18 protein-coding genes and 1 pseudogene are annotated in these 26,481 nt (G+C 69.2%); 11 read left to right on the forward strand and 8 right to left on the reverse strand.

The window, feature by feature from the left end:
- Positions 1–80 precede the first annotated feature (80 nt).
- Together BG90_RS11030 and hmpA are read left to right on the forward strand one after the other, a co-directional pair.
- The gene (locus BG90_RS11030; protein ID WP_010116987.1) at positions 81–632 is read left to right on the forward strand and encodes a cob(I)yrinic acid a,c-diamide adenosyltransferase; all 552 of its coding nucleotides are present in this window, start codon (positions 81–83) and stop codon (positions 630–632) included.
- 120 nt (positions 633–752) lie between these two features.
- On the forward strand, positions 753–1,961 hold the full coding sequence (gene hmpA, locus BG90_RS11035) for an NO-inducible flavohemoprotein (RefSeq protein ID WP_010116985.1): 1,209 nt from the start codon (positions 753–755) through the stop codon (positions 1,959–1,961).
- 289 nt (positions 1,962–2,250) lie between these two features.
- On the opposite strand, the gene aroG is transcribed toward hmpA, so the two are convergent.
- From aroG to BG90_RS11055, 5 genes and pseudogenes are all read right to left on the reverse strand, one after another.
- Complete coding sequence (gene aroG, locus BG90_RS11040; RefSeq protein ID WP_010116982.1) at positions 2,251–3,324, reverse strand: 3-deoxy-7-phosphoheptulonate synthase AroG; 1,074 nt, start codon at positions 3,322–3,324, stop codon at positions 2,251–2,253.
- A 190-nt stretch (positions 3,325–3,514) separates the two neighbouring features.
- Positions 3,515–3,736: pseudogene (locus tag BG90_RS37825) on the reverse strand (hypothetical protein).
- On the reverse strand, positions 3,736–5,205 hold the full coding sequence (tldD, locus tag BG90_RS11045) for a metalloprotease TldD (RefSeq protein ID WP_010116979.1): 1,470 nt from the start codon (positions 5,203–5,205) through the stop codon (positions 3,736–3,738). Before tldD ends, BG90_RS37825 begins: the two are co-directional and overlap by 1 nt.
- A gap of 110 nt (positions 5,206–5,315) precedes the next feature.
- Entirely contained in the window at positions 5,316–6,143 is an 828-nt protein-coding gene (locus BG90_RS11050; RefSeq protein ID WP_010106224.1) for a carbon-nitrogen hydrolase family protein, read from the reverse strand.
- Between the two features lie 45 nt (positions 6,144–6,188).
- Positions 6,189–10,382 carry a YhdP family protein gene (locus tag BG90_RS11055; protein ID WP_010116977.1) on the reverse strand — a complete coding sequence of 1,398 codons (4,194 nt, stop codon included), beginning with the start codon at positions 10,380–10,382 and terminating at the stop codon, positions 6,189–6,191.
- 181 nt (positions 10,383–10,563) lie between these two features.
- On the opposite strand from BG90_RS11055, the gene glnE reads away from it, so the two are divergent.
- Positions 10,564–13,341, forward strand: a complete 2,778-nt coding sequence (gene glnE / locus BG90_RS11060) for a bifunctional [glutamate--ammonia ligase]-adenylyl-L-tyrosine phosphorylase/[glutamate--ammonia-ligase] adenylyltransferase (protein WP_045568302.1) — start codon at positions 10,564–10,566, stop codon at positions 13,339–13,341.
- Positions 13,342–13,743: 402 nt separating this feature from the next.
- Here the strand turns inward: glnE and recN are convergent, their stop codons facing one another.
- On the reverse strand, positions 13,744–15,393 hold the full coding sequence (recN, locus tag BG90_RS11065; RefSeq protein ID WP_010116970.1) for a DNA repair protein RecN: 1,650 nt from the start codon (positions 15,391–15,393) through the stop codon (positions 13,744–13,746).
- A 29-nt stretch (positions 15,394–15,422) separates the two neighbouring features.
- Positions 15,423–16,325, reverse strand: a complete 903-nt coding sequence (locus BG90_RS11070; RefSeq protein WP_010106212.1) for an NAD kinase — start codon at positions 16,323–16,325, stop codon at positions 15,423–15,425.
- A 131-nt stretch (positions 16,326–16,456) separates the two neighbouring features.
- Here BG90_RS11070 and hrcA point away from each other — a divergent pair, with 131 nt between their 5' ends.
- The 3 genes from hrcA (at position 16,457) to BG90_RS11085 (ending at position 19,157) form a co-directional block, all read left to right on the forward strand.
- The gene (gene hrcA, locus BG90_RS11075; protein WP_010106211.1) at positions 16,457–17,479 is read left to right on the forward strand and encodes a heat-inducible transcriptional repressor HrcA; all 1,023 of its coding nucleotides are present in this window, start codon (positions 16,457–16,459) and stop codon (positions 17,477–17,479) included.
- Between the two features lie 197 nt (positions 17,480–17,676).
- Entirely contained in the window at positions 17,677–18,744 is a 1,068-nt protein-coding gene (gene hemH, locus BG90_RS11080) for a ferrochelatase (RefSeq protein WP_010116969.1), read from the forward strand.
- 5 nt (positions 18,745–18,749) lie between these two features.
- Positions 18,750–19,157 (forward strand): RNA-binding S4 domain-containing protein, encoded by a 408-nt coding sequence (locus tag BG90_RS11085; RefSeq protein ID WP_010116968.1) that lies wholly within the window; start codon positions 18,750–18,752, stop codon positions 19,155–19,157.
- On the opposite strand, the gene BG90_RS36725 is transcribed toward BG90_RS11085, so the two are convergent.
- Positions 19,129–19,290: a hypothetical protein gene (locus tag BG90_RS36725; protein WP_010116967.1), complete on the reverse strand. Its 162-nt coding sequence runs from the start codon at positions 19,288–19,290 to the stop codon at positions 19,129–19,131. The two genes, BG90_RS11085 and BG90_RS36725, sit on opposite strands and share 29 nt — an antisense overlap.
- 365 nt (positions 19,291–19,655) lie before the next feature.
- Between BG90_RS36725 and grpE the strand changes: the two genes are divergently transcribed.
- The 5 genes from grpE (at position 19,656) to BG90_RS11110 (ending at position 26,158) form a co-directional block, all read left to right on the forward strand.
- A complete protein-coding gene (gene grpE / locus BG90_RS11090; RefSeq protein ID WP_010116965.1) occupies positions 19,656–20,213 on the forward strand; it encodes a nucleotide exchange factor GrpE in 558 nt (185 codons plus the stop codon).
- Positions 20,214–20,222: 9 nt separating this feature from the next.
- The gene (locus tag BG90_RS11095; RefSeq protein WP_010106206.1) at positions 20,223–20,636 is read left to right on the forward strand and encodes a thioredoxin family protein; all 414 of its coding nucleotides are present in this window, start codon (positions 20,223–20,225) and stop codon (positions 20,634–20,636) included.
- Positions 20,637–20,781: 145 nt separating this feature from the next.
- Positions 20,782–22,731: a molecular chaperone DnaK gene (gene dnaK / locus BG90_RS11100; protein ID WP_010116963.1), complete on the forward strand. Its 1,950-nt coding sequence runs from the start codon at positions 20,782–20,784 to the stop codon at positions 22,729–22,731.
- A gap of 261 nt (positions 22,732–22,992) precedes the next feature.
- A complete protein-coding gene (dnaJ, locus tag BG90_RS11105; protein ID WP_010116959.1) occupies positions 22,993–24,126 on the forward strand; it encodes a molecular chaperone DnaJ in 1,134 nt (377 codons plus the stop codon).
- Positions 24,127–24,157: 31 nt separating this feature from the next.
- Complete coding sequence (locus BG90_RS11110) at positions 24,158–26,158, forward strand: chorismate-binding protein (RefSeq protein ID WP_010116957.1); 2,001 nt, start codon at positions 24,158–24,160, stop codon at positions 26,156–26,158.
- The last annotated feature ends 323 nt before the right edge of the window (positions 26,159–26,481 follow it).

The following is a 26,481-nucleotide window of genomic DNA, read 5'->3' on the forward strand; positions in this document are numbered from 1 at the left end:
GCATGCGCGCCGCCGCCAAGGCGGCTGCGATAATAGGGATTTCACCGACGCGGCGCGCGCCGCTGACCATGGGGACACGAATGGGCAATCGCTTGAGCAAGATCGCGACCCGCACGGGCGACGACGGCACGACGGGCCTCGGCGACGGCAGCCGCGTGCGCAAGGACGACGCGCGGATCGCGGCGATCGGCGACGTCGACGAATTGAATTCGCAGATCGGCGTGCTGCTCGCCGAACCGCTGCCGGGCGATATCCGCGCGGCGCTGTCGACGATCCAGCACGACCTGTTCGATCTGGGCGGCGAGCTTTGCATCCCGGGGCACGCGGCGATCACCGACGCGCATCTCGCGCGTCTCGACGACTGGCTCGCGCACTACAACGGGCAGTTGCCGCCGCTGAAGGAGTTCATCCTGCCGGGCGGCGCGCGCGGCGCGGCGCTCGCGCACGTGTGCCGGACCGTGTGCCGGCGCGCTGAGCGCTCGATCGTCGCGCTTGGCGCACACGAGACGCTCAACGCGCCGCCGCGCCGCTACGTGAACCGGCTGTCGGATCTGCTGTTCGTGCTCGCGCGCGTGCTGAACCGCGTGGCGGGCGGCGCCGACGTGCTGTGGGACCGCGCGCGTGCGCGCTGAACGCGTTGATGCGCATCATTGCAATCCCGAACCCGTTGTGTCGAGGTGCGACAATTTGACTGGCGGGGGCGCGCTCATAAACATGTATCGTTCGAGAATGTTTAACGGAGGAATACTTTCATGACGCAGATGACCGCCGAGCAAATGGCCCGAGTGAAAGCGACCGCACCGGTTCTCGCGGAGCACGGCGCGACGATCACGAAGCACTTCTATCAACGGATGTTCGGGCGCCATCCCGAGCTGAAGAACGTCTTCAACCAGACGCACCAGAAGACGGGCAGCCAGCCGGAAACGCTCGCGAAGGCGGTCTACGCGTACGCGGCGAACATCGACAATCTCGGCGCGCTCGGCGGCGCGGTGTCGCGGATCGCGCACAAGCACGCGAGCCTGAACATTCGGCCGGAGCACTATCCGATCGTCGGCGAGAACCTGCTCGCGTCGATCGTCGAGGTGCTCGGCGACGCGGTCGATCCGGACACGCTCGAAGCGTGGCGCGTCGCGTACGGCCAGCTCGCGACGATTCTGATCGGCGCGGAGGCGAATCTGTACGAGAACGCCGCATGGAGCGGCTTCCGTCCGTTCAAGGTCGCGAAGAAGGTGCGCGAGAGCGACGAGATCACGTCGTTCTACCTGACGCCCGCCGACGGCGGCGCGGCGCCCGAGTTCGAGCCGGGTCAGTACATTTCGGTGAAGCGCTTCGTCGGCGACATGGGCGTCGATCAGCCGCGCCAGTACAGCCTGTCCGACGCGCCGCACGGCAAGTGGCTGCGGATCTCGGTCAAGCGCGAAGCGGGGCGCAGCGAGGAAGTGCCGGCGGGCAAGGTGTCGACGCTGATGCACGATGGCGTCGACGTCGATTCGATCGTCGAAGTCACCGCGCCGATGGGCGACTTCGCGCTGAATCGCGATGCGTCGACGCCCGTCGTGCTGATCTCGGGCGGGGTCGGGATCACGCCGATGGTGTCGATGGCGACGACGCTCGTCGCATCGGGCAGCGAGCGTGAAGTGCGTTTCATCCACGCTTGCCGGTCGGCGCGCGTGCACGCGTTCCGCGACTGGCTGAACGACACGGCCGACGCGCATCCGAACGTGAAGCGCGCGGTGTTCTACGAAGAGGTCGGCGCGAACGACCGGCCGGGCGTCGATCACGACGGCGAAGGGCGGATCACGCCGGCGGCGCTCGAGCGTCACGCGCTCGTGCCGGATGCCGATTACTACATCTGCGGCCCGATCGCATTCATGAAGCAGCAGCGCGATGCGCTCGTCGCGCTCGGCGTCGCGCCGGAGCGCGTGCAGACCGAGATCTTCGGTTCGGGCGCGCTCGAATGACGAAGCGGCGGCGAACGGTGGACGTTCGCTGAAACGAAATGGAGAAGCCCGGCGTTTCGAGCCGGGCTTCTTTTTTGCGGACGCGCTTCACTCGCTTGCGCGTGCGACGCGCGGCGAGCGGCCGGGGCATGTGGCGCGAAGCAGGGCGGAGCGGCGAGCGCGGCGGGCCGTGGGTGGCGGGCCGTGCGCGGCCGGCGAACGAGGCGCGTGCAACGCACGAGACGCACGAGACGCACGAGACGCACGGCGCACGCATCGAGCCGCGCCGCGTCGCCCGGCCCGCCCGCGATCAGTTCCCGCTGCCGCGCGCGACGCGCCGCGCCTTCACCGATTCGGCGAGGCCTTCGAGCACCTTCACGCTGTCGTCCCAGTTGATGCACGCATCGGTGATGCTCTGGCCGTAGGTCAGCTCGCAGCCTTCCTTCAGATCCTGGCGGCCCTCGACGAGATGCGATTCGACCATCACGCCGACGATCCGCTCGTCGCCCGCCGCGATCTGGCGGCCGATGTCCGCACAGACCGGGATCTGGTTCTCGTGCTTTTTCGAGCTGTTCGCGTGGCTCGCGTCGATCATCAGCCGCGCGGCGAGGCCCGCCTTGCCGATGTCCGCGCATGCGGCGTTCACGCTGTCCGCGTCGTAGTTCGGCGTCTTGCCGCCGCGCAGGATCACGTGGCAGTCCTCGTTGCCGGCCGTCGACACGATCGCCGAATGCCCGCCCTTCGTCACCGACAGGAAATGGTGCGGCTGCGATGCGGCCTTGATCGCGTCGACCGCGATCTTCACGTTGCCGTCGGTGCCGTTCTTGAAGCCGACCGGGCACGACAGCCCCGACGCGAGCTCGCGGTGCACCTGCGACTCCGTCGTGCGCGCGCCGATCGCGCCCCACGAGATCAGGTCGGCGATGTACTGCGGGCTGATCATGTCGAGGTACTCGGTGCCGGCGGGCAGCCCCATCTCGTTGATCTCCAGCAGCAGCTCGCGCGCGGTGCGCAGGCCGTCGTTGATCTTGAAGCTGTTGTCGAGATGCGGATCGTTGATGAGCCCCTTCCAGCCGACCGTCGTGCGCGGCTTCTCGAAGTACACCCGCATCACGATCTCGAGCTCGTTCTCGAAGCGCTCGCGCTCCTTGACGAGCCGGCCCGCGTATTCGAGCGCCGCCTTGGTGTCGTGAATCGAGCACGGCCCGATGATGACGATGAGGCGATCGTCCATCCCGTGCAGGATCCGGTGCATCGCCTGGCGCGAGTTGTAGATGAGCTCCGACACCGCTTCGCTCAGCGCGAATTCGCGGATCAGGTGCGCAGGCGGAATCAGTTCCTTGAGTTCTCGGATGCGGACGTCGTCGGTATTGTGCGGGGGCATGCTTGGGTTCTCCAGTTCGGTGCGCCGCCCGGCGAACGCGGGTGCGGCTAGCTATTCAATTCGACAAATCGGGTTGTTCGGGAAAGCCTGCGGATCGGTCCGTCTGCCGCTCTTGCGAACCGGCGGGGCGAAAAAAAACCGCCGGGTTCGCCGGCGGTTTTTCGGGAATTCGGTTGCGCTTCGCGCGCCATCACTCCTCTCGATCCGCCAGCGGTCTGAGATGCCAAAAAAAGTAAAAGTAAAACTTTGCGGACATGGCGGAAATGCGGTTCATCAATGAAGCGATACGAGAACGAGATTTATACCCGGTCGGGGCGCAACTGGCAATCCTGTGACCCTAAAAATGCGGGCAATCCGCGCGATGTGGGCGATTCGCGCGAATTGTCTGCGCCGCGATGCGGCAACGCCGCATTATGACGCGGTGCCGCCGACCGTCATGTTGTCGAGCCGCAGCGTCGGCTGGCCGACGCCGACGGGCACGCTCTGCCCCTCCTTGCCGCACACGCCGACGCCCGTGTCGAGCTTCATGTCGTTGCCGATCATGCTCACGTACTTGAGCGATTCCGGGCCGCTGCCGATCAGCGTCGCGCCCTTCACCGGGTACGTGACCTTGCCGTTCTCGATCATGTACGCCTCGGACGCCGAGAACACGAACTTGCCGTTCGTGATGTCGACCTGGCCGCCGCCGAAGTTCACCGCGTAGAGGCCGTGTTTGACCGACTCGATGATCTCCTGCGGATCCTTGTCGCCGTTCAGCATGTACGTGTTCGTCATCCGCGGCATCGGCAGCGCCGCGTACGATTCGCGCCGCGCATTGCCGGTGACGGGCATCTTCATCAGCCGCGCGTTCAGCGTGTCCTGGATGTAGCCCTTCAGAACGCCGTCCTCGATGAGGGTCGTGCATTGCGTCGGGTTGCCTTCGTCGTCGATGTTCAGCGACCCGCGGCGGTTCGGCAGCGTGCCGTCGTCGACGACCGTCACGCCCTTCGCCGCGACCTGCTCGCCGATGCGGCCCGCGAACGCCGACGAGCCCTTGCGGTTGAAGTCGCCTTCGAGACCGTGGCCGATCGCTTCGTGCAGCAGCACGCCGGGCCAGCCCGGGCCGAGCACGACCGTCATCGCGCCCGCGGGCGCGGGACGCGCGTCGAGGTTCACGAGCGCCGCGTGCACCGCGTCGTCGACGTAGCGCGACAGCACGTCGTCGGTGAAGTAGCCGTAGTCGAAGCGGCCGCCGCCGCCGCCCGAGCCGATCTCGCGCCGGCCGTTCTGCTCGGCGATCACCGTCACCGACACGCGCACGAGCGGGCGGATGTCCGCCGCGAGCGCGCCGTCGCTGCGCGCGACGAGCACGACGTCGTATTCGCCCGCGAGGCCCGCCATCACCTGCGTGATACGCGGGTCGCGGCCGCGCGCCATCTGCTCGACGCGCTCGAGGAGCTTCACCTTCGCGGTCGCGTCGAGCGACGCGAGCGGATCGGAGGGCAGGTACAGGTCGCGGCCCGAGATGCGTTTCAGCGACGACGCGGCGCGAATCCTCTGCTTGCCGCCGCCCGCGGCGGCGATCGCCTTCGTCGCCGCGGCCGCCTGGAGGATCGCGTCGGACGACAGGTCGTCCGAATACGCGAACGCGGTGCGGTCGCCCGCGACCGCGCGCACGCCGACGCCCTGGTCGATGCTGAAGCTGCCCGATTTGACGATGCCTTCCTCGAGACTCCACGCTTCGCTGCGGGTCGCCTGGAAGTACAGGTCCGCGTAGTCGACGCGATGCGTGAAGATGTCCGCGAGCGTGCGCGTCAGGAGGGTTTCGTCGAGGCCGTACGGCGTGAGCAGGACGTCCTTCGCGAGTGCGAGATTGCGGATGCCGGGTTCGATGATGTTCATGCGGATTTGGGGATTCTCAAATTCTGAAACGGTTGTCGGACGCGCCTTCTTTCCGGTTAGATGGATCGCGGCGGCCGTCTTTCAATGGCGGCGGTCCGGTGATCCGGCGCTCATGCGAGCACGCGGTGCCGCCAAGCGGGCAGGCTCTGCCGCACGTCGGCGATCCGCGCGGGATCGATATCGCCCGCGACGACGCCCGCGCCTTCGTCGCGCACCGCGACGATTTCGCCCCACGGATCGACGAGCATGCTGTGGCCCCACGTGCGGCGGCCGTTTTCGTGCTTGCCGCCTTGCGCGGCGGCGAGCACGTAGCATTGATTCTCGACCGCGCGGGCGCGCAGGAGCGTCTCCCAATGCGCGCGGCCCGTCGTGTACGTAAATGCCGACGGCACGACGATCATCGCGCAGTCGCCCATCTTCCGGTACAGCTCCGGAAAGCGCAGATCGTAGCAGACCGACAGGCCGACCCGGCCGAACGGCGCGTCGAACGTGCGCACCGCGTCGCCCGGGCGGATCGTGCGCGCCTCGTCGAACGACTCGTCGCCCTTCTCGAAGTTGAACAGGTGGATCTTGTCGTAGCGGGCCGCTTCGCGCCCCTGCGGGTCGAACACGAGCGTCGTGTTCAGCACGCGCGACGGCTCGGGCGCCGAGAGCGGCAGCGTGCCGCCGATCACCCAGACGCCGTGCGCTTGCGCGCGGTCGGCGAGAAAGCGCTGGATCGGGCCGTCCTGGTAGCGCTCGGCGAGCGCGAGCTTGTCGGCGTCGGTGTGACCCATGAAGCAGAAATATTCGGGCAGCAGCACGAGCCGCGCGCCCGACGCCGCCGCGTCGGCGATCAGCCGGCCGGCTTCGGCGAGGTTGCGTTCGAGATCGGGCGTGCTGACCATCTGCAGCGCGGCGACCCGAAACGGCGTGGCTAAGGCGTGGCGGTCGGTCATGGCGGATTCGATAGCCGAAAAAAGGGTGCGGGCCCGGCGGCCGCGTCAATGCTCGGCGGCCGCGGGCGCGTAGCCCATCTTACCCCGATCGTTGCCCACACGCTCGATGTGCGGATGCGCCCACGATCCCGTGATCGCGTAGTTCACCGCGAACGCGTGCGCGAGCGTCTGCGACAGCGCGAGGTTCGCGGCGAGCACGCCCAGGCCGAGGAGCGGATTGAAGATCGCCGCGCCGATCGCGGCCGCGCTCGCGCTGACCTTCGGCGCGATGTGCGCGTTCAGGTCCTGCGTCTCGCGCGCGAGATCGACCGATCCCGTCACCGTCACTTTCGCGGGCGACGTCTTCATTTCGAAATCCTGCGTATGCGCGATGCCGTTCTCGATCCTGCCCGTGCCCGTGATCGTCTCGAACGGCAGGCCCTTGCCGATCACGTCGCGGAAGTCGAGCGTCAGGAAGCGCGCGAGGCCTTGCAGGCTCAGCACGCCGAGCAGTTTCGCCGCGCCCGGATCGACCTTCAGGATCTGGCCGTGCGCGAGGTCGAGCGACAGGCGGCCGTTCAGCGTCGGATAGTCGATCGAAGTCGGGCCGCCGCGCCATGCGACCTTGCCCGACAGCGTGCCGCGCCCGTTCTCGACGGTCCTCGGCAGGCCGACGCGGTCGAGGAGGGCGCCCGCGTCGTCGATCGCGAGCGTGAAGTCGAACACCGTGCGGCGCGGCGCGTCGTCCTCGTCGACGCCGCGCGCGAGCGCGCGCCGCGACGTGCGCCAGTTCGCGGTCGCCGTGAGCTTCGCGGCCGGGTTCGCGAGCTCGAGCTTGTCGAGCTGCCAGACGGGGATGCCGTTCTCGTCGAAGTTGCGCGCGTCGACCTCGAGCCGGCCGATGTCGTGGCCGCGCGCGACGACCTGGTCGACGACGAGGTCGATGGCCGGCATCGCATGGTTGGTGGGCGTCGGCAAATCGATCGCGCGGCCGACGAGATCGTGCTCGGCGCTCTCCGGGATCACGAGCTTCGCGAGCCGCGCGCTCAGCACGCCCGCGCCCGTCGGGCCGCCGCCCGGCGCCCACGACAGATAGCCGGACACCTGGTTCGACGCGATGTTCGCCTGCCACAGGTCGTCGATGTGCGACGCGCCGACGATCACGTTTTCCCAGTTGCGCTTCAGGAGCTTCAGCGTGCCGAAGTGGAGCGCGAAGCGCTTCGGCGCGAAGCTCGCGAGATCGATCGGCGCGGCGGCCGGCTTTTCGCGTGCGGCGGGCGACTTGCCGAAGCCTTGCGCGAACGCCTGCCAGGCATCCGCGTCGAGCTCGTGCACGTCGATCGCGGCGCTCACGCCTTCCTGCGGCATGTCGGGCATCCGGTTCATCCCGATCGCGCCGCGCACCGCGCGCACCGGCTGGCCGCGCTCGACGTCGAGCAGGTACGTCGCGGCGAGCGGGCCGAGCGTCAGGTCCGCGCGCTCGAGCGGCTTGGCGCCCGCCTGCGGCTCGGGCGCGAGCGCGAAGCTGAACGGCATCGGCGTGCCGGCCGGCTTCGCGAACGGCGCGGGGAAGTCGAGCGCGACGCCCGTCAGGTCCGAGCTCGCGGCGATGTCGGGCAGACCGCCTTTCGCACCGCGCACGGCGAGCCGATACGGCGCTTCGCCGACGACGCGCTCGAGCGCGGCCGCCGCCGCGCCGCGCAGGTTCAGCCCGCGCGCGGCGTCGACCGACAGGCGGCCGTCGACGTCGAACGCATAGCGGCCGTTCGCCGACAGCGAGCCGCTCGCGCGCACGTCGCCGCCGAGAAAGCGCGCGGTCAGCCGGTCGACCGTCGCGGTGTGCTCGGTGAAGCGCAGGTTGCCGCGCAGCCGCGTGAGGGGCGGCACGCCGTCGGCTTCGAGCGTGTTGCCGCCGAAGCCGAGCGCGCCGTCGACGCCGACGTGCGGATGCGCAACGTGCTGCGGGATTTCGAGCTTGAGCGCGAGCGTGGCCGGGCCTCGCGCGCGCACGAGATTGCCGACGTGGCCCGTCATCCCGGCGACCGCGCTGCGGTTCGCGTAGTCGAGCAGATCGGCGAGCGGGCCGTGCGCGCGGCCTTCGATCACGAGCGGCGAATGCGTGGGGCGGCCGAGATCGTCGATTCGACCCGTCACCTTCGTGAGCGCGACGCCCTTGTAGTGCGCGCGGTCGATGTCGAAGCGCAGCTTGTTCTGCTCGAGCTCGAACACGCCGTCGATCCCGTCGAGCGCGGGCCACACGTTCGGCGTGCCGTTCGCGAGCGTGCGCGGCGGCTGCGGCGTCGGCTCGAACTTGCCGCCCGAGAACGGCGCGACGATGTGGAACACGCCGGCCTTCGGATCGTGCTCGTACGGGAACGTCTCGAGCGGGCCCTTCGCGACGATCGTCGCGCCTTTCTTCACCTGGCCCGCCTGCAGCGCGTGGCCGAGGTACAGGCGCAGGTGGTCGGACAGGCTCGTCGGCAGGTAGCGGGTGATGCGCGCGACGGCCGCGCGCTCGAAGTCGGCCTTCAGGTCGAGCGAGCCGCGGCCGTGGCCGGGGTTCGCGTAGCTGCCCGCGACCGCGATCGCGGCGTCGGCGTTCTCGACGTAGAACTCCGGCACCGCGACGTCGACCCGCGCGTGCCGCTCGCCCGCCGCCGGCGCGATGGTCCAGCTCGCGCGGCCGCGCAGCCGGTCGAACGCGAGGCGCGGCTCGTCGAACACGCCGGGCACCGTGACGGCCGCGTCGACCGTGTCGAAGCGCGCCGCGCCGCCTTTCTCGTCCGCGTCGACGTGGCCCCACAGGTTCTCGACGCCCGGAATCCCCGCGCGCGGATGCCCGTGCGGCGACAGCCCGGGCGGCGGCTCCTGCGCCTCGAAGCTGATCCCCTGCAGGTCGCCCTGGAACCGGTAGCGGATGATCGGCGCGGTGCCGCTCTGGCGCTCTTCGTCGACGAACTCGGCGCTCGCCGGCTTCGCGCGCTCGACCTCGATCGCGTAGTTCGCGACGAGCCCGCGCGGATCGAAGCGCACGAGCTCGTTGCGCAGCCGCGCCGGAAGCGGCAGCCCGCGGATGAATTCGGCGAGGATCCCGAGATCGACGCGGTCGCCGGACACGCTCAGCAACTGGCCTTCGTCGACGCTCGGCACGCGGTAGCGCGCCGTCAGCGTGTGCAGCGCGAGCGCGCGGGAGAGCGGCGTGCCGTCGGGCAGCGGCGGCTGGCCGAGCTCCGCGTGCAGCCGCGACAGGTGCAGCGTGTAGTCGCGCTTCGGATCGATCGCGAGATCCCAGCCGAAGCGCGCGACCGGGATGTCGAGCCGCGGCTGCGTCGGGCGCACGCGCAGCGCGACGTCGTAGCCGCGCAGCTCGCCGCCCGCGCCGTACAGATGGCCGTCGGCGAAATGCGCCCAGATCGCGTTGTCGATCCGGCCCGCGTACGCGGTCAGGCGGATGTTCGCATAGCGCGCGAGCGTCGGCAGGTCGACGGGGCCCGTCGACAGGTACGCGTCGCCCGTCCAGTTCGACGGCTTGCCGATCGGCGCGAGCGCCTTGTGGACGAAGCGCGCGCGGAAGTCGAGCGGGCCGTGGAACAGCGTGCCGTTCGCGGGCGCCTGCAACGCGATCCGGTGGACGATGCCGTCGTTCAGCACCGCGATGCGGATGCCCTTCAACGCGAGCTCGGGCGCGTCGTGCTGCGCGTCGCGCCAGCGCAGCGTGCCGCCTCGCAGCACGATCGCCTCCTGCTTCAGCAGCCACGCGCTGAATGTGTCGTCGGCGCCCGTCTTCGTCGTCGGCACCGCGACGCCCGCGACGAAGAGGGAGCCGTCCGCGCGGCGCTCGGTCAGCAGGTCGGGATTGTCGACGACGAGGCTCGACAGCGTCGGCGCAAAACGCGCGAGCGAGCGCCACGACAGCGCGGCCGTCGCGTGCGGGACCGACAGCGCGACGCGGCCGTCGCGGCCGCGGATCGTCAGGTTGCTGATGTCGACGCCCGGCTGCATCCCCGACCAGTGCGGCGCGAGCCGGCCGATCCGCAATTCGGCGTGGAGCTTTTGCGAGACGAAGGTTTCGATCCGCGGACGGTACTCGTCGATGCGCGGCAGCAGCAGGTAGCGCAGCCCGAGGAAGAGCGCGGCCGCGATGAAGTAGGCGGCGAGCGCGATCGCCAGCACGCCCTTGAACACGCGACGCAGGACCGGGTGATCGTGCTGCGGAGGTCCGGCTTCGGTCGTTGCGGCGGAATCCTGACGGTCGGACATGCGGCGAAAGGGCGGCGATATGGTAGTTTTGCGGACTGACGTTCAAATGTATCACACGGGTTCCCGCAGACGGCTTTCGCGACGCCGTTCGCGCGGGCTGTCCGGCCGGCCGCGTGCCTGCTCCGTGCGCCGTCCGCGCGCGGCGGCTGGCGGCCTTTCACCGCGCGACGCGCGTTTGACGATGACCGACGCCTCCGATCTGCTGTCCCTTTCCTATTCGCACTATCTCGCCCGCGCGGCCGCGGCGCGTCCGGCGCTCGCCGAGCGCATCGCCGCGTGGGCGGCCGCGCCCGTCACGCGCGCGGCGCTCGACGCGCGCCTCGACGCGCTGCTCGCCGAAGGCGGCCAGCCGCCGTCCGAGGACACGCTGAAGAAGGCGCTGCGGCAACTGCGCATCGAGGCGTTCGGCGCGGTTGCCGAGCGCGACCTGTCGGGGCGCGCCGACGTCGCCGAAGTCACGGGCGCGATGAGCGACCTCGCGGAGGTCGCGATCCAGCGCGCGGTCGCGCTGCTGTCGGCGGAACTCGAAGCGCTGTACGGCGAGCCGCGCGGCCCGTCGGGCGAGCGGCTCGCGCTCGGCGTCGTCGGGATGGGCAAGCTGGGCGGCCGCGAGCTGAACGTGTCGTCCGACATCGACCTGATCTTCGTCTACGAGGACGACGGCGAGACGGCGGGCGGCGCCCGCACGCCGATCTCCGCGCACGAGTTCTTCACGCGGCTCGGGCGGCGCCTGATCGGCGTGCTGTCCGAGGCGACGGCCGACGGCTACGTGTTCCGCGTCGACATGCGGCTGCGCCCGAACGGCGACTCGGGCCCGCTCGTCTGCAGCCTCGGGATGCTCGAGGAGTATTTCTACGTGCAGGGGCGCGAGTGGGAGCGCTACGCGTGGATCAAGGGCCGGCTCGTGACCGAGCGCACGAGCGACGCCGCGCGGCGCCTCGCGCAGCAGCTCGACGCGATCGTCAAGCCGTTCGTCTACCGGCGCTATCTCGATTTCGGCGTGATCGGCGCGATCCGGTCGCTGCACGAGCAGATCCGCCAGGAGGCGCGCCGGCGCGCGACGATGCGGCCCGACAAGGCCGACGACATCAAGCTCGGCCGCGGCGGGATTCGCGAGATCGAGTTCAGCGCGCAGGTGTTCCAATTGATTCGCGGCGGCCAGGACGCGCGCTTCCGGGTGCGGCCGACGCTCGCGGTGCTGCGCCACGCGAACGCGAGCGGCCTGATCGCCGACGACGTCCGCGCGGGCCTCGCCGATGCCTATCTGTTCCTGCGGACGCTCGAGCACCGGCTGCAATACCGGAACGACGCGCAGACGCACGCGATGCCGGTCGATCCGGCCGAGCGCGGGGCGCTCGCCGCGTCGCTCGGGTTCGCAGACTATGCGGCGCTGATGACGGAGCTCGACCGGCACCGCGCGTTCGTCGAGGCGCAGTTCGACCAGGTGTTCGCCGACAAGGCGGGCGGCGGCAAGCGCCGCGCGGACGAAGGCGCGGCGGGTTGCATCTGGAGCGGCGCGCTCGCCGACGACGGCGCCGACGACGCGCTCGCCGCGCGCCTCGCCGAGCTCGGCTTCGCCGATCCGGCGGCGGTGCTCGCGCGGCTGCAGGCGGTATGGCGCTCGTCGCGCTACACGGGGCTGCCGGAATCGAGCCGGGTGCGGTTCGACCGCGTCGCGCAGCGCGCGCTCGAGGCGGCGCCGCGGATCGACGCCGCGCATCGCGACGAGACCGTCGTGCGCTGCTTCGACCTGCTCGAGACAGTCGGCCGGCGCGGCGCGTACCTCGCGCTCCTGACCGAATATCCGGCGGCGCTGCGGCGCGTGCTGTCGGTGCTCGGCGCGACGCGCTGGGGCGGCGGCTACCTGATCCGCCATCCGCAATTGCTCGACGAGCTGCTCGACGACGAGGCGATCGAGAGCCCGTTCGACTGGCCGGCGTTCAAGGATGCGCTGCGCACGCGGCTCGCGGCCGCCGACGGCGCCGAGCATCAGATGGACCTGCTGCGTCACGCGCACCACGCGGAGGTGTTCAGGATCCTGCTGCTCGATCTGGCGGGCAAGCTGTCGGTCGAGCGCGTGAGCGACCGCCTGTCGGAGCTCGCCGACGCGATGCTCGACGTGACGATCGACGTCGTCTGGTCGCAGCTCGCGAAGCGCCACCGCGACACGCCGCGCTTCGCGGTGATCGCGTACGGCAAGCTGGGCGGCAAGGAGCTCGGCTACGCGTCCGATCTCGACCTGATCTTCCTGTACGACGATCCGGACGAGCGCGCGGCCGACGTCTACACGACGTTCACGCGGCGCCTGATCACATGGCTCACGACCGCGACGGGCGCGGGCACGCTGTTCGACATCGACCTGCGGCTGCGGCCGAACGGCGAGGCGGGCCTCCTCGTCACGGACCTCGACGCGTTCCGGCGCTACCAGCTGCGCGAGGGCGACGCGGCGAACACCGCGTGGGTGTGGGAGCACCAGGCGCTCACGCGCGCGCGCTACAGCGCGGGCGACGCGCAGATCGGCGCGGCGTTCGAGGAGATCCGCGTGCAGGTGCTGACGACGCCGCGCGACGCGGCGGTGCTCGCGAAGGAGATCGCCGGGATGCGCGACAAGGTGTTCGCCGGACATCCGAACACGAGCGAGCTGTTCGACCTGAAGCACGACCGCGGCGGGATGGTCGACATCGAGTTCGTCGTCCAGTACTGGGTGCTGCTGCACGCGGCGCGCCATCCCGAGATGATCCGCAATACCGGCAACATCGCGCTGCTGCGCGAGGTGTCGCGCTTCGGGCTGATGAGCGAAGACGAGGCGGAGACGGTCGGCGCGGCTTACCGGACCTACCGGAAGCTGCAGCACAGGCTGCGGCTCGACGGGATGGAGAAGGCGCGCGTCGAGCCGGAGCGGGTCGCGGCCGAGCGGGATGCGGTGGTCGCGCTGTGGAATCGGGTGTTCGGCGCGTAGCGGAAAGGGGGGGCGAGCGTGTTGCCGGCCGCGCCCGGTGGGCCGCGCTTCTGTCCGGCACGTGGCGCTTCTCCAGCCGTTCCTTTCCTGAAGCGCCGTCAGCTTTCACCGGGCGCGATGCCGGTCTGGCGGCCGTGGTTGTCTGTCGCCGCCCGCCGCCCGCCGCCCGCACCGCCATCCGTCATCCGCCCGTCCGCCCGTCCGCCCGTCATCCGTCCGCCGCCGTCCGCGACGCCGGGCGATCAGGGTGGCTCGATTGGATCGCCGTATTTCGGTTGCCGCGTAACCCTTGCCGGGCGGGCCCGGAGCCGGAACGATGCGGCCGGATCGCCGACGTCCGAAGTCGCGAGGACGGTCGTCGCCGCGACGCGCGGAACCGCCGCATCCGGCGCGCGCGCCGCGTCACGCGGTGAGCATCTCCTTCGCGTGCTTGCGCGTCGTCGCGGTGATTTCGAGACCGCCCAGCATCCGCGCGACTTCCTCGATCCGGCTCGCGCGGTCGAGCGGTACGACCGTCGACACGATGCCGCCGTCGCCGTCCTGACCCTTCGCGACCTGGAAGTGATGATCGCCGCGCGCGGCGACCTGCGGCAGGTGCGTGACGCACAGCACCTGCCGCATCTGCCCGAGCTGGTGCAGCAGCCGCCCGACCACCTCGGCGACGCCGCCGCCGATGCCCGTGTCGACTTCGTCGAAGATGAGCGTCGGCGTCGGGCTCGCCGCGCTCGCGATCACCGCGAGCGCGAGACTGATCCGCGCGAGCTCGCCGCCCGACGCGACCTTCGCGAGCGGCCGCAGCGGCACGCCCGCATGGCCCGCGACGCGGAATTCGACTTGCTCGAGCCCGTGCGCGCCGCCTTCGGCGAGCGGCACGAGCGCGACTTCGAAGCTCCCGCCCGCCATCGACAACTCCTGCATGCCCGTCGTCACCGCCGCGCCGAGCGCCTTTGCGGCCTGCGCGCGCGCCTTCGACAGTTTCTTCGCGTCGGCGAGATACGCTTCCTTCGCCTGGTCGGCGATCGCCTGCAGCGCGGTCAGGTCGGCGGCGGCGTCGAGTTCGGCGAGCTGCGCGCGGCGCGCCTCGTGCTCGTCGTGCAGCGTCTCGGGCGGCAGCCGGAACTTGCGCGCGGTCGAGTGCAGCGCGTCGAGCCGCGATTCGACCTGCGCGAGGCGGTCCGGATCGAGGTCGAGCCGCTGCGCGTAGTGCGACAGCGAGTACGACGCCTCCTGTAGCTGGATCTCGGCCGGCTCGAGTGACGCGAGCGCGTCGTTCAGCGCCGGATCGTATTCGGCGAGGCTGCGAAGCTTCGACACGATCGCGCCGAGCTGCGTGAGCATCGCGTCGTCCGATTCGGAGATGGCGTCGAGCGCGCCCTGGACGCCGTCGATCAGGTTCGCCGAATGCGTGAGGCGCTTGTGCTCGGTGTTGATTTCATCCCATTCGCCCGGCTGCGGCGCGAGCTTGTCGAGCTCGGCGAGCTGCCACGCGAGCTTTTCGCGTTCGAGCTGGCGCTCGCGCTCGTGCGCCTGCGCGGCCTCGATCGCCTGCGTCGCGTCGCGCCACGCGCGAAAACCGCGCGCGACGGCGGCCGCGTCGGCGACGAGCCCCGCGTGCGCGTCGAACAGCTCGCGCTGCGCGTCCGTGCGCATCAGCAGCTGGTGCGCATGCTGGCCATGGATGTCGACGAGCATCTCGCCCACTTCGCGCAGTTGCGCGAGCGTCGCGCTCGTGCCGTTGATGAATGCGCGCGAGCGGCCGTTCGCGTCGACGACGCGCCGCAGCATCACTGTATCGTCGGCGTCGAACGCATGCTCGTCGAGCCAGCGTACGACGCGGTCGTGCGGCGTGAATTCGGCGCTGATGTCGGCGCGCGCGCAGCCGGCGCGCACGACGCTCGCGTCTGCGCGTTCGCCGAGCGCGAGCGCGAGCGCATCGATCAGGATCGATTTGCCGGCGCCCGTTTCGCCCGAGAAGACGGAGAAGCCGCTGTCGAATTCGAGGTCGAGCGCGGCGACGATGACGAAGTCGCGGATCGAGAGGTGGCGGAGCATGAGTGGCGGTCGGAAGGTGGCGTCAGGGCTTATGCGTCGTCGTCTTCTTCGCTCGACGGGTGTTCGTTCCAGTGGAGCTTCTTGCGCAGCGTCACGTAGTAGCTGTAGCCGACCGGGTGCAGGAACGGCACCGTGTGCTTCGAGCGGCGCACCTCGATCGTGTCGTTCAGCTCGAGTGCCGTGAACGACTGCATGTCGAAGTTCACGTTCACGTCGCGCCCGCCGATGATCTGGATCGCGATCTTCGAATCGTCCGGCAGCACGATCGGCCGGTTCGACAGCGCGTGCGGCGCGATCGGCACGAGCACGAATCCCTGCAGCTGCGGATGCAGGATCGGCCCCGACGACGACAGCGCGTACGCGGTCGAGCCCGTCGGGGTCGCGACGATGAGGCCGTCCGAGCGCTGGTTGTACATGAAGCGGCCGTCGACCGATACGCGCAGCTCGGCCATCCCGGAGAAGCCGCTGCGGTTCACGACGACGTCGTTGAACGCGAGCGCGTGATAGATCGGCTCGCCGTTGCGCACGATGCGGGACTCGAGCAGCGTGCGTTCCTCGCGCTCGAAGCTGCCCGCGAGCATCATCGGCACGACGTCCTGCATGTCGGACGCCGGGATGTCGGTGATGAAGCCGAGCCGGCCGTGGTTGATGCCGATGAGCGGCGTCTTGTACGGCGCGAGCTGGCGGCCGATGCCGAGCATCGTGCCGTCTCCGCCCAGCACGACCGCGACGTCGGCGCGCGCGCCGATCTCGGCGGGCGTGAGCGCCGGGTAGCCCGTGCTGCCGATCGCCTGCGCGGTGTCGGCCTCGAACACGACTTCGAAGCCGCGTTTCGCGATGCACGCGGCAAGCGACGCCAGCGGCTCGGCGATCCCTGGCGTGTTGCTGCGCCCGACGAGCGCGACGGTATGGAATTGGTGGCCGATTTTCATGCCGGCATTACACCATAGCTCGATGACGAAAAGAACCGCCCGCCGGCCCGGGGACGGCAAAACGGGTGGGGAACGGACGATGCGCGCGGGACGCTCGCGGGCGCCGCCCGGTTGCGCTAAAATTTTCCGTCATGTTAGATCCACGCGCACGAACCCTCCTCAAGACTCTGATCGAGCGGTATATCGCCGACGGTCAGCCGGTCGGATCGCGCACGTTGTCTCGTTATTCCGGGCTCGAGCTGAGCCCGGCGACGATCCGCAACGTGATGTCCGACCTGGAGGAGCTCGGCCTCGTGTCGAGCCCGCACACGTCGGCGGGGCGCGTGCCGACGCCGCGCGGCTACCGCCTCTTCGTCGACACGATGCTGACGGTCGAGTCGCCGATCGACGCCGACGCCGTCACGCGGCTCGTGCAGACCACGCTGCAGGCGGGCGATCCGCAGCAGAAGGTCGTCGCGGCCGCGGCGAGCGTGCTGTCGAACCTGTCGCAGTTCGCGGGCGTCGTGCTGACGCCGCGCCGCAGCCACGTGTTCAAGCAGATCGAGTTCCTGCGCCTGTCGGACAAGCGGATCCTCCTCATCATCGTGACGCCCGAAGGCGACGTGCAGAACCGCATGATCGCGACGCAGCGCGACTACACGCCCTCGCAGCTCACCGAGGCGTCGAACTACATCAACGCGCACTTCGCCGGCCTGTCGTTCGACGAGGTGCGCCGCCGGCTGCGCGAGGAGATCGACGAACTGCGCGGCGACATGACGGCGCTGATGCACGCGGCCGTCACGGCGAGCACCGAGGAGGCCGACGACGAGGACACCGTGCTGATCTCCGGCGAGCGCAACCTGCTCGAAGTGGCGGATCTTTCGTCCGACATGGCGCGGCTGCGCAAGCTGTTCGACGTGTTCGACCAGAAGACGAGCCTCCTGCAGCTTCTCGACGTGTCGAGCCACGCGCAGGGCGTGCAGATCTTCATCGGCGGCGAATCGACGCTCGTGCCGATCGACGAAATGAGCGTCGTGACGGCCCCGTACGAGGTCAACGGCAAGATCGTCGGCACGCTCGGCGTGATCGGGCCGACGCGGATGGCCTACAACCGCGTGATTCCGATCGTCGACATCACCGCGCGCCTCCTGTCGCTGGCGCTCAGCCAGCAGTAACCGGTTCCACCCGCGCTTCATCGCCGTTTCATCACACGTTTGCGGCGTCCCGCGCCGTTTTCCCTCGATCGAGTCCGTCATCGGCATCGTGCCGGCGCGCCGCGCGCAGCGCAATCGGCCGGACGGCCGACTGGTGGGCCCGGGCCGCCCCGCTATAATGAGTGTCGTTCGATTCGGTGCTCCGGCACGATCTTTCCATGCGTTTTGACCTCGAACCGCCGTCGCAGGCGTCGGCCGCTCACCGCGTCGCCGTGCTGCTCGTCAACCTGGGCACGCCCGACGAGCCGACGCCGCGCGCGGTGCGCCGCTATCTCGCGCAGTTCCTGTCCGACCCGCGCGTCGTCGAGATCCCGCAGGCCGTCTGGCAGGTGATCCTGCGCACGCTGATCCTGCCGCTGCGCAGCCGCGCGTCCGCGAAGAAGTACGCGGCCGTCTGGATGCCCGAGGGCTCGCCGCTGCGCGTCCATACGGAGCGTCAGGTCGAGTGCTTGCGGCCGCTCTTCGCGGCGAACGGCTACCGGGTGATCGTCGACCACGCGATGCGCTACGGCACGCCGAGCATCGCCGACGTGCTCTCGCAACTGAAGCGCGCGGGCGCCGAGCGGGTGCTGCTGCTGCCGATGTATCCGCAATATTCGGCGTCGACGACGGCCACCGCGTTCGACGCCGCGTTCGCCGCGCTCGGCCGGATGCGCAACCAGCCGGAGGTGCGCACGGTGCGCCACTACGCGGACCACCCGGCGTACATCCACGCGCTTGCCGAGCAGGTCCGCCAGTATTGGGCGGCGCACGGCCGGCCCGCGTTCGATTCGGGCGACAAGCTCGTGCTGAGCTTTCACGGCGTGCCGAAGCGCACGCTCGATCTCGGCGATCCATACCACGAACAATGCCAGCAGACGGCCGCGCTGCTGATGTCCGCGCTCGGCCTCACGACGTTCGAGTGCCGGGTCACGTTCCAGTCGCGCTTCGGCAAGGCCGAATGGCTGCAGCCTTATACGGCGCCGACGCTCAAGGAACTGGGCACGGCGGGCGTGCGTCGCGCGGACGTGTTCTGCCCGGGCTTCACCGCCGACTGCCTCGAGACGGTCGAGGAGATCGGGATCGAGGTGCGCGACGAGTTCCTGCACGGCGGCGGCAAGGAATTCCACCGGATTCCATGCCTGAACGCGTTGCCCGCGTGGATCGCGGCGCTCGGCGAGATCGCCGCCGAAAACCTGCAAGGCTGGCCGGTGCGCGTCGCGGCGGCGCCGGAGGTCGTGAGCTGACTGCCATGAACTTCAAGATTTCGACCGAACCCGGTGCGCGGCTGCGCATCGACAAGTGGCTCTGGGCCGCGCGCTTCTTCAAGACCCGTTCGCTCGCGGCCGACGCGGTCGAAAAAGGGCGCGTGAAGATCGGCGGCGCGGCCGTCAAGCCGGCGAAGGAAGTGCGCGTCGGCGACCGGGTCGACGTGACGATCGAGAGCGTCGTCTGGCAGGTCGACGTGGTCGGCGTATGCGACGTGCGCGGGCCGGCGAGCGTCGCGCAGACGCTCTATGCGGAGACGGAAGCGGGGCGGGAGAAGCGTCTTGCGGAGCTCGACCGGCGCCGGCGTTTCCGCGAGCCGGCGGCCGAGCTGCAAGGGCGGCCGACGAAGCGGGACCGCCGGGTCATCGACAGATTTTCGAATGGGAGCTGAATAGCTGATCGAACGTCGCGCGCACGCTGCCGTATTCCGTCGTGCGTTCGGTGACGGCGCCCGATAGGCAGATGGTCGTCGTGCCGGCGATGAGTACCAGCGCGACTGCCGAAATAGCGAAGGTCAGTTTCACGGTACTCCCCCTCGAGACGACGGGTGAAAGGGCCTCTGGTCCGGTGTCGGGCGTTGTCGGGTCAGGGTATACATGGTCGTCGACGCGCCTGTCGGAAGTGTAGTTCAGCGCACCGGCGCGATCCAGCGACCGGCCGGTAAGGGTTGTTACAGGCCGTTTCGGCCTGAATCGGGGCGGCGGCCGCGGCGCACCGCGGCGCGGCGCGATGCCTCCGGCGGGGGCGCGATTCTTGCGGCAAACCCACTTGAAATCGTCGCCTGGGGCCCCATTTGCACCGATATTGTGCGGCGTCGGCCGTTTGCGCGAAAAGGCGCGAAACCGGCTGCCGTTTTGGCTTTAACCCTCTAAACCGACTTTCTAGCGATATGGAAAACACGCAAGAGAACCCGACTGACCAAACGACTGAAGTAACCGGTCGCGAGGCGCAGGCCGCGGAACCGGCGGCGCAAGCCGCGGAAAACGCGGCGCCGGCTGCAGAAGCCGCGCTCGCCGAGGCTCAAGCCAAGATCGCCGAGCTGCAGGAGAGCTTCCTGCGTGCGAAGGCGGAAACCGAAAACGTGCGCCGCCGCGCGCAGGACGACGTCGCGAAGGCGCACAAATTCGCGATCGAGAACTTCGCCGAAAACCTGCTGCCCGTGCTCGACAGCCTCGAGGCGGCGGTGGGCGACACGTCCGGCGATCTCGCGAAAGTCCGCGAAGGCGTCGAGCTGACGCTGCGCCAACTGCAGAGCGCGCTCGAGAAGGGCCGCGTCGCGGCGCTCAATCCGGTCGGCGAGAAGTTCGATCCGCACCTGCACCAGGCGATCTCGATGGTGCCGGCCGACCAGGAGCCGAACACGGTCGTTGCCGTGCTGCAGAAGGGCTACACGATCGCCGACCGCGTGCTGCGTCCGGCGCTCGTGACGGTCGCGCAACCGAAGTAAGGGGCGGCGATGGCGGGCACGGGCGTCGACGCGACCGCGTTCGCGGCGTTCGACATGCAGGAACTGGACGCCGAGAGCTTCGACGCCGGGCTCGCGAGCGCGGGCGACGCGCTCGCCGTCGTCTTCTTCTGGGGCATTGACTGCTTCAACTGCGAAATCGCGAAGAAAGCGATGCTCGCGAACCCGGACGCGATCCGCGCGCTCGGCCTCGAATGGTTCCATAGCAACGTCTACGAACACCGCGAACTCGCGCGGCGCTTCGTGCTGCACGGCGTGCCGACCTGGTTCTTCTTCCGGCGCGGCAAGCGGCTCGGTCGGGTGACCGGCTGGCACGGGCTCGCGCAGTTCGAGGCGGCCGTCGCCGCGGCGCGCGCGAAGGCGGAGGCCGCCGTCGCGGGCGAAGCGGGCCGTCCCGCCGATTGAAAAAATTTAATGGCCGCATCGCCTTCGGGGTCTTGAAAACGACGCGGCCGCACTTATTTCGAGTGCAGAGTCGAATATGGCGCGGCGCAGCGGGTAGCAACCCGCCAACGCCGCAGCGAACAGGGATTTCTGGAGATTAGGAAAAATGGGAAAGATCATCGGTATTGACCTCGGCACCACGAACTCGTGCGTCGCCGTGATGGAAGGCAATCAGGTCAAGGTCATCGAGAACTCGGAAGGCGCGCGCACGACGCCGTCGATCATCGCCTACATGGACGACAACGAGGTGCTCGTCGGCGCGCCGGCCAAGCGTCAATCGGTGACGAACCCGAAGAACACGCTCTTCGCGGTGAAGCGCCTGATCGGCCGCCGCTTCGAGGAGAAGGAAGTGCAGAAGGACATCGGCCTGATGCCCTACAAGATCACCAAGGCCGACAACGGCGACGCGTGGGTCGAAGCGCACGGCCAGAAGCTCGCGCCGCCGCAGGTCTCGGCCGAAGTGCTGCGCAAGATGAAGAAAACCGCTGAGGATTACCTCGGCGAGCCGGTCACGGAAGCCGTGATCACGGTGCCGGCGTACTTCAACGACAGCCAGCGCCAGGCGACCAAGGACGCCGGCCGTATCGCGGGCCTCGAAGTCAAGCGGATCATCAACGAGCCGACGGCGGCCGCGCTCGCGTTCGGCCTCGACAAGGCCGAGAAGGGCGACCGCAAGATCGCCGTGTATGACCTCGGCGGCGGCACGTTCGACGTGTCGATCATCGAGATCGCGGACGTCGACGGCGAAATGCAGTTCGAAGTGCTGTCGACCAACGGCGACACGTTCCTCGGCGGCGAAGACTTCGACCAGCGCATCATCGATTACATCATCGGCGAGTTCAAGAAGGAGCAGGGCGTCGACCTGTCGAAGGACGTGCTCGCGCTGCAGCGCCTGAAGGAAGCGGCCGAAAAGGCGAAGATCGAGCTGTCGTCGGGCCAGCAGACCGAAATCAACCTGCCGTACATCACGGCGGACGCGTCGGGTCCGAAGCACTTGAACCTGAAGATCACGCGTGCGAAGCTCGAAGCGCTCGTCGAGGATCTGGTCGAGCGTACGATCGAGCCGTGCCGCATCGCGATCAAGGACGCGGGCGTCAAGGTGTCGGACATCGACGACGTGATCCTGGTGGGCGGCCAGACCCGCATGCCGAAGGTCATGGAGAAGGTGAAGGAATTCTTCGGCAAGGACCCGCGCCGCGACGTGAACCCGGACGAAGCCGTCGCGGTCGGCGCGGCGATCCAGGGCCAGGTGCTGTCGGGCGACCGCAAGGACGTGCTGCTGCTCGACGTGACCCCGCTGTCGCTCGGCATCGAGACGCTCGGCGGCGTGATGACGAAGATGATCAACAAGAACACCACGATCCCGACGAAGCACTCGCAAGTGTATTCGACGGCGGACGACAACCAGGGCGCCGTGACGATCAAGGTGTTCCAGGGCGAGCGCGAGATGGCGGCGGGCAACAAGCTGCTCGGCGAGTTCAACCTGGAAGGCATTCCGCCCGCCCCGCGTGGCGTGCCGCAGATCGAAGTGACCTTCGACATCGACGCGAACGGCATCCTGCACGTCGGCGCGAAGGACAAGGCGACCGGCAAGGAAAACAAGATCACGATCAAGGCGAACTCGGGCCTGTCCGAAGCCGAGATCGAGAAGATGGTGAAGGACGCGGAAGCGAACGCGGAAGAAGATCACCGTCTGCGTGAGCTGGCCGATTCGCGCAACCAGGGCGACGCGCTCGTCCACAGCACGAAGAAGGCGCTCGCCGAGTACGGCGACAAGCTGGACGCGGGCGAGAAGGAGAAGATCGAAGCCGCGCTGAAGGAGCTCGAGGACGTGCTGAAGGGCGCGTCGAGCGACAAGGCGACGATCGATGCGAAGATCGAAGCGGTCGCGACGGCGTCGCAGAAGCTCGGCGAGAAGATGTACGCCGACATGCAGGCGCAGCAGGCCGGCGCGGCGGGCGCAGCCGGTGCGGCAGCCGAAGGCGCGGCGCAGGGCGGCGCGCAGACGGCCGACGACGTCGTCGACGCCGACTTCAAGGAAGTGAAGAAGGACTGAGCCGGGTCGAGGTCGGGCCGTGCCGGCACCCACGCGGGGTGCGCGGCACGGCCTTCCCGGGTCCGTTTCTTCACTGCCGAATTGGCGGATCATACTTGCGCCTGGCGGGCCTTGCGGCTCTCCGGGCACATTTGTTTTATGGCGAGCGCCGCGCCGACCGGCTTCTGCGGGCCGGCCGGCGCGGCGCTCAACCAGTCGCAAGACTTTACTGGAAGCGAGAGGAGCCGTTGCGCGCGCTTCGCGCGGCGGCATTGAAACGATATGGCGAAACGGGATTACTACGAGGTTCTGGGCGTCGCGAAGAATGCAAGCGACGACGAAATCAAGAAGGCATATCGCAAGCTCGCGATGAAGTACCACCCCGACCGCAATCCGGACAGCAAGGATGCGGAAGAGCATTTCAAGGAAGCGAAGGAAGCCTATGAAATGCTGTCGGACGGCCAGAAGCGGGCGGCGTACGATCAGTACGGCCACGCGGGCGTCGATCCGAACATGGGAGCGGCCGGCGCGCAAGGCTTCGGCGGCTTTGCCGACGCGTTCGGCGACATCTTCGGCGACATCTTCGGCCAGGCCGCCGCTGGGGGCGGCCGCGGACGCGGCGGTCCGCAGGTGTACCGCGGCGCGGACCTGCGCTACAGCATGGAGATCACGCTCGAGCAGGCGGCGCACGGCTACGACACGCAGATCCGCGTGCCGAGCTGGGCGTCGTGCGGCGTCTGTCATGGCTCGGGCGCGAAGCCGGGCACGAAGCCGGAAACCTGCCCAACGTGTCACGGCCAGGGCACGGTGCGGATGTCGCAGGGCTTCTTCAGCATCCAGCAGACCTGCCCGAAGTGCCACGGCACCGGCACCTACATCCCGGAACCGTGCGTGCACTGCCACGGCTCCGGCAAGGTGAAGGAAACCAAGACGCTCGAAGTGAAGATTCCGGCGGGCATCGACGACGGCATGCGGATCCGCTCGGCCGGCAACGGCGAGCCGGGCATCAACGGCGGGCCGTCCGGCGATCTGTACGTCGAGATCCACATCAAGCCGCACTCGGTGTTCGAGCGCGACGGCGACGACCTGCACTGCCAGATGCCGATTCCGTTCACGACGGCGGCGTTGGGCGGCGAGATCGAAGTGCCGACGCTCGCCGGCCGCGCGTCGTTCACGGTGGCGGAAGGCACGCAGTCGGGCAAGACGTTCCGTCTGCGCGGCAAGGGCATCAAGGGGCTGCGTTCGAGCATCGCCGGCGATCTGTACGTGCACGTGCAGGTCGAGACGCCCGTGAAGCTCACCGAGCAGCAGCGCGATTTGCTCAAGCAGTTCGAGAAGTCGCTCGCGGAAGGCGGCCCGCGTCACAGCCCGCAAAGCAAGAGCTGGTTCGATCGCGTGAAGAGCTTCTTCGAGTGACGGGCGGCACGCAGCACGCAGGTGATGCAGGATGACTGACGAATCGGGCGCGGTGTTCGCGCTCTTCGACGATTGCGACTCGACCGCGGCAGCGCGGTCGAGTCGTTTGTATTTGGGCTTCTCGCACGAGCGCGTCTGCGTCGATCCGGCCGAGCTCGACGCGGTGTGCGCGGCCGTCGCCGACGATGCGCGGCAAGGGCTGCACGCGGTCGTGCTCGGCGACTACGAATTCGGGTGCGATCTGCAGCTCGGGAAGCGGGGCGGCGGCGCGCTGCGGTTTCTGCTGTTCTCGGAATGCGCGAAGCTGTCGTGCGACGAAGCCGACGCGTGGCTCGCCGCGCGCGACGGCGGCGCGGCCGAGCCGTCGGCCGCGGGCGTCGCGCACGTGACGAAGAGCGTGACGCGCGACGCGTTCGACGCGGCGATCGCCGCGGTGCATGACGCGCTGCGCGCGGGCGACTCGTATCAGATCAACTACACATACCGGCTGCGCTTCGATGCGTTCGGCGCGCCACTCGCGCTGTACCGCCGCCTGCGCGCGCGCCAGCCGGTGCGCTACGGCGCGCTGATCGCGCTGCCGGGCGATGCGTGGGTCGTGTCGTGCTCGCCGGAGCTGTTCGTCGAGAAGTCGGGCGCGCTGCTGCGCGCGCGGCCGATGAAGGGCACCGCGCCGCGTTCCGACGATCCGCGCGCGGATGCCGCCGCGGCCGAGTTCCTCGCGAACGACGCGAAGAACCGCGCGGAGAACGTGATGATCGTCGATCTGCTGCGCAACGACCTCGCGCGCATCGCGCGAACGGGGTCGGTGACAGTGCCGGCGCTCTTCTCGGTCGAGCCGTATGCGTCGGTGTGGCAGATGACGTCGACGGTCGAAGCGGGCCTCGTCGACGGTGCGACGTTCGCCGACGTGCTGCGCGCGCTCTTTCCGTGCGGCTCGATCACGGGGGCGCCGAAGCACAGGACGATGCAGCTGATCGACGCGATCGAGACGACGCCGCGCGGGCTCTACACGGGCGCGATCGGCTGGCTTGATGCGATATCGGACGGCCCCGCGCAGGAAGCCGCCGGGCAGGGCGCCCCGGAAGAAGACTCCATGGGAGGCACCTTGAAGGAATCCTCCCGGAGAGCGGCTCCGGGCAACGCTTCCTCGGGGCGCGTCTCGAAGGACGCCCGCCCGCCGAGTGCGGCACGCGGTTGCGGCGACTTCTGCCTGTCGGTCGCGATCCGCACGCTGACGCTCGACGCGCCGGCGGCCGACGGCCACCGATGCGGCACGATGGGCGTCGGTGCGGGAATCGTGCTCGACAGCGTCGCCGCCGACGAATATGCGGAGTGCGAATTGAAAGCGCGCTTTCTGACCGACGCCGATCCCGGCTTCCAGCTGTTCGAGACGATGTACGCGACGCGCGATGCCGGCGTGCGTCATCTCGACCGCCATCTCGCGCGGCTGCGTTCGAGCGCAGACGCGCTCGGCTTCGCGTTCGACGAAGCGGCCGCGAAGCGGCGCATCGACGAGCGCTGCGCGCAGTTGGGCGACGGCGAACATCGTTTCCGCGTCGCGCTGGCGAAGGACGGCACGCTCGACCTCACGGCCGCGCCGCTTGCGCCGCTCGCGGGCGGCGCGGTCGGCGTGCTGCTCGCACCCGAGCACGGCTTCGCGCCGATGCGTTCGGGCGACGTGCTGCTCGCGCACAAGACGACGCGCCGTGCCGACTATGATCGCGCGTGGAAGAGCGCCGAGACGCGCGACGCGTTCGACATGCTGTTCTTCAACGAGCGCGGCGAGCTGACGGAGGGCGGGCGGACGAATGTGTTCGTGAAGCTCGACGGGCGCTGGTTCACGCCGCCGCTGTCGTCGGGCGTGCTGCCGGGCGTGATGCGCGGCGTGCTGCTCGCCGATCCGGCGCTGCAGGCGACCGAGCGCGTGCTCACGCTCGACGACCTGCTGCACGCCGATGCGCTGATGCTGGCCAACGCGCTGCGCGGCGCGGTGCCCGCGCGGCTCGTGCGAGGCGGTGCAGCGGCGGCTTGACGACAAGGAGGCCGGAGCCGGGAGCGAGCCGGCGCTCGACGGCGTGTCGCGTCACGATGCGCTGATGCCGGCCGACGCGCTGGTTGGTGCGCGGCCCGCGCCGCTCGTTCGGAATGGCGCGGCGGCGGCACGGCGACATGCATGCATCGAACCAGCCGCGCGCTCATGCTCGACGACGTGTCGCTTGCTGTTCGGCGGTCGACATGAAAAAGCGGCATCCGCACACGTCGGATGCCGCTTTTTCTCGAGCGCTACGGCGCCCAAGTGCGAAGCGTGGCGTGCGAGCGAAGCCGCGCCGCGCGCGATCAGGCCGTCACTCCCTC

The organism is Burkholderia oklahomensis C6786 (assembly GCF_000959365.1).
GTDB classification, from domain to species: domain Bacteria; phylum Pseudomonadota; class Gammaproteobacteria; order Burkholderiales; family Burkholderiaceae; genus Burkholderia; species Burkholderia oklahomensis.

Coding starts and splice junctions, on each gene's coding strand:
- glnE (WP_045568302.1), top strand. CDS start 10,564: ATGACCGACGCCTCCGATCTGCTGTCCCTTTCCTATTCGCACTATCTC.
- BG90_RS11085 (WP_010116968.1), top strand. CDS start 18,750: ATGAACTTCAAGATTTCGACCGAACCCGGTGCGCGGCTGCGCATCGAC.
- hemH (WP_010116969.1), top strand. CDS start 17,677: ATGCGTTTTGACCTCGAACCGCCGTCGCAGGCGTCGGCCGCTCACCGC.
- grpE (WP_010116965.1), top strand. CDS start 19,656: ATGGAAAACACGCAAGAGAACCCGACTGACCAAACGACTGAAGTAACC.
- hrcA (WP_010106211.1), top strand. CDS start 16,457: ATGTTAGATCCACGCGCACGAACCCTCCTCAAGACTCTGATCGAGCGG.
- BG90_RS11030 (WP_010116987.1), top strand. CDS start 81: ATGGGCAATCGCTTGAGCAAGATCGCGACCCGCACGGGCGACGACGGC.
- BG90_RS11110 (WP_010116957.1), top strand. CDS start 24,158: ATGACTGACGAATCGGGCGCGGTGTTCGCGCTCTTCGACGATTGCGAC.
- BG90_RS11070 (WP_010106212.1), bottom strand. CDS start 16,325: ATGAAAATCGGCCACCAATTCCATACCGTCGCGCTCGTCGGGCGCAGC.
- tldD (WP_010116979.1), bottom strand. CDS start 5,205: ATGAACATCATCGAACCCGGCATCCGCAATCTCGCACTCGCGAAGGAC.
- BG90_RS11050 (WP_010106224.1), bottom strand. CDS start 6,143: ATGACCGACCGCCACGCCTTAGCCACGCCGTTTCGGGTCGCCGCGCTG.
- aroG (WP_010116982.1), bottom strand. CDS start 3,324: ATGCCCCCGCACAATACCGACGACGTCCGCATCCGAGAACTCAAGGAA.
- hmpA (WP_010116985.1), top strand. CDS start 753: ATGACGCAGATGACCGCCGAGCAAATGGCCCGAGTGAAAGCGACCGCA.
- recN (WP_010116970.1), bottom strand. CDS start 15,393: ATGCTCCGCCACCTCTCGATCCGCGACTTCGTCATCGTCGCCGCGCTC.
- dnaK (WP_010116963.1), top strand. CDS start 20,782: ATGGGAAAGATCATCGGTATTGACCTCGGCACCACGAACTCGTGCGTC.
- BG90_RS11095 (WP_010106206.1), top strand. CDS start 20,223: ATGGCGGGCACGGGCGTCGACGCGACCGCGTTCGCGGCGTTCGACATG.
- BG90_RS11055 (WP_010116977.1), bottom strand. CDS start 10,382: ATGTCCGACCGTCAGGATTCCGCCGCAACGACCGAAGCCGGACCTCCG.
- dnaJ (WP_010116959.1), top strand. CDS start 22,993: ATGGCGAAACGGGATTACTACGAGGTTCTGGGCGTCGCGAAGAATGCA.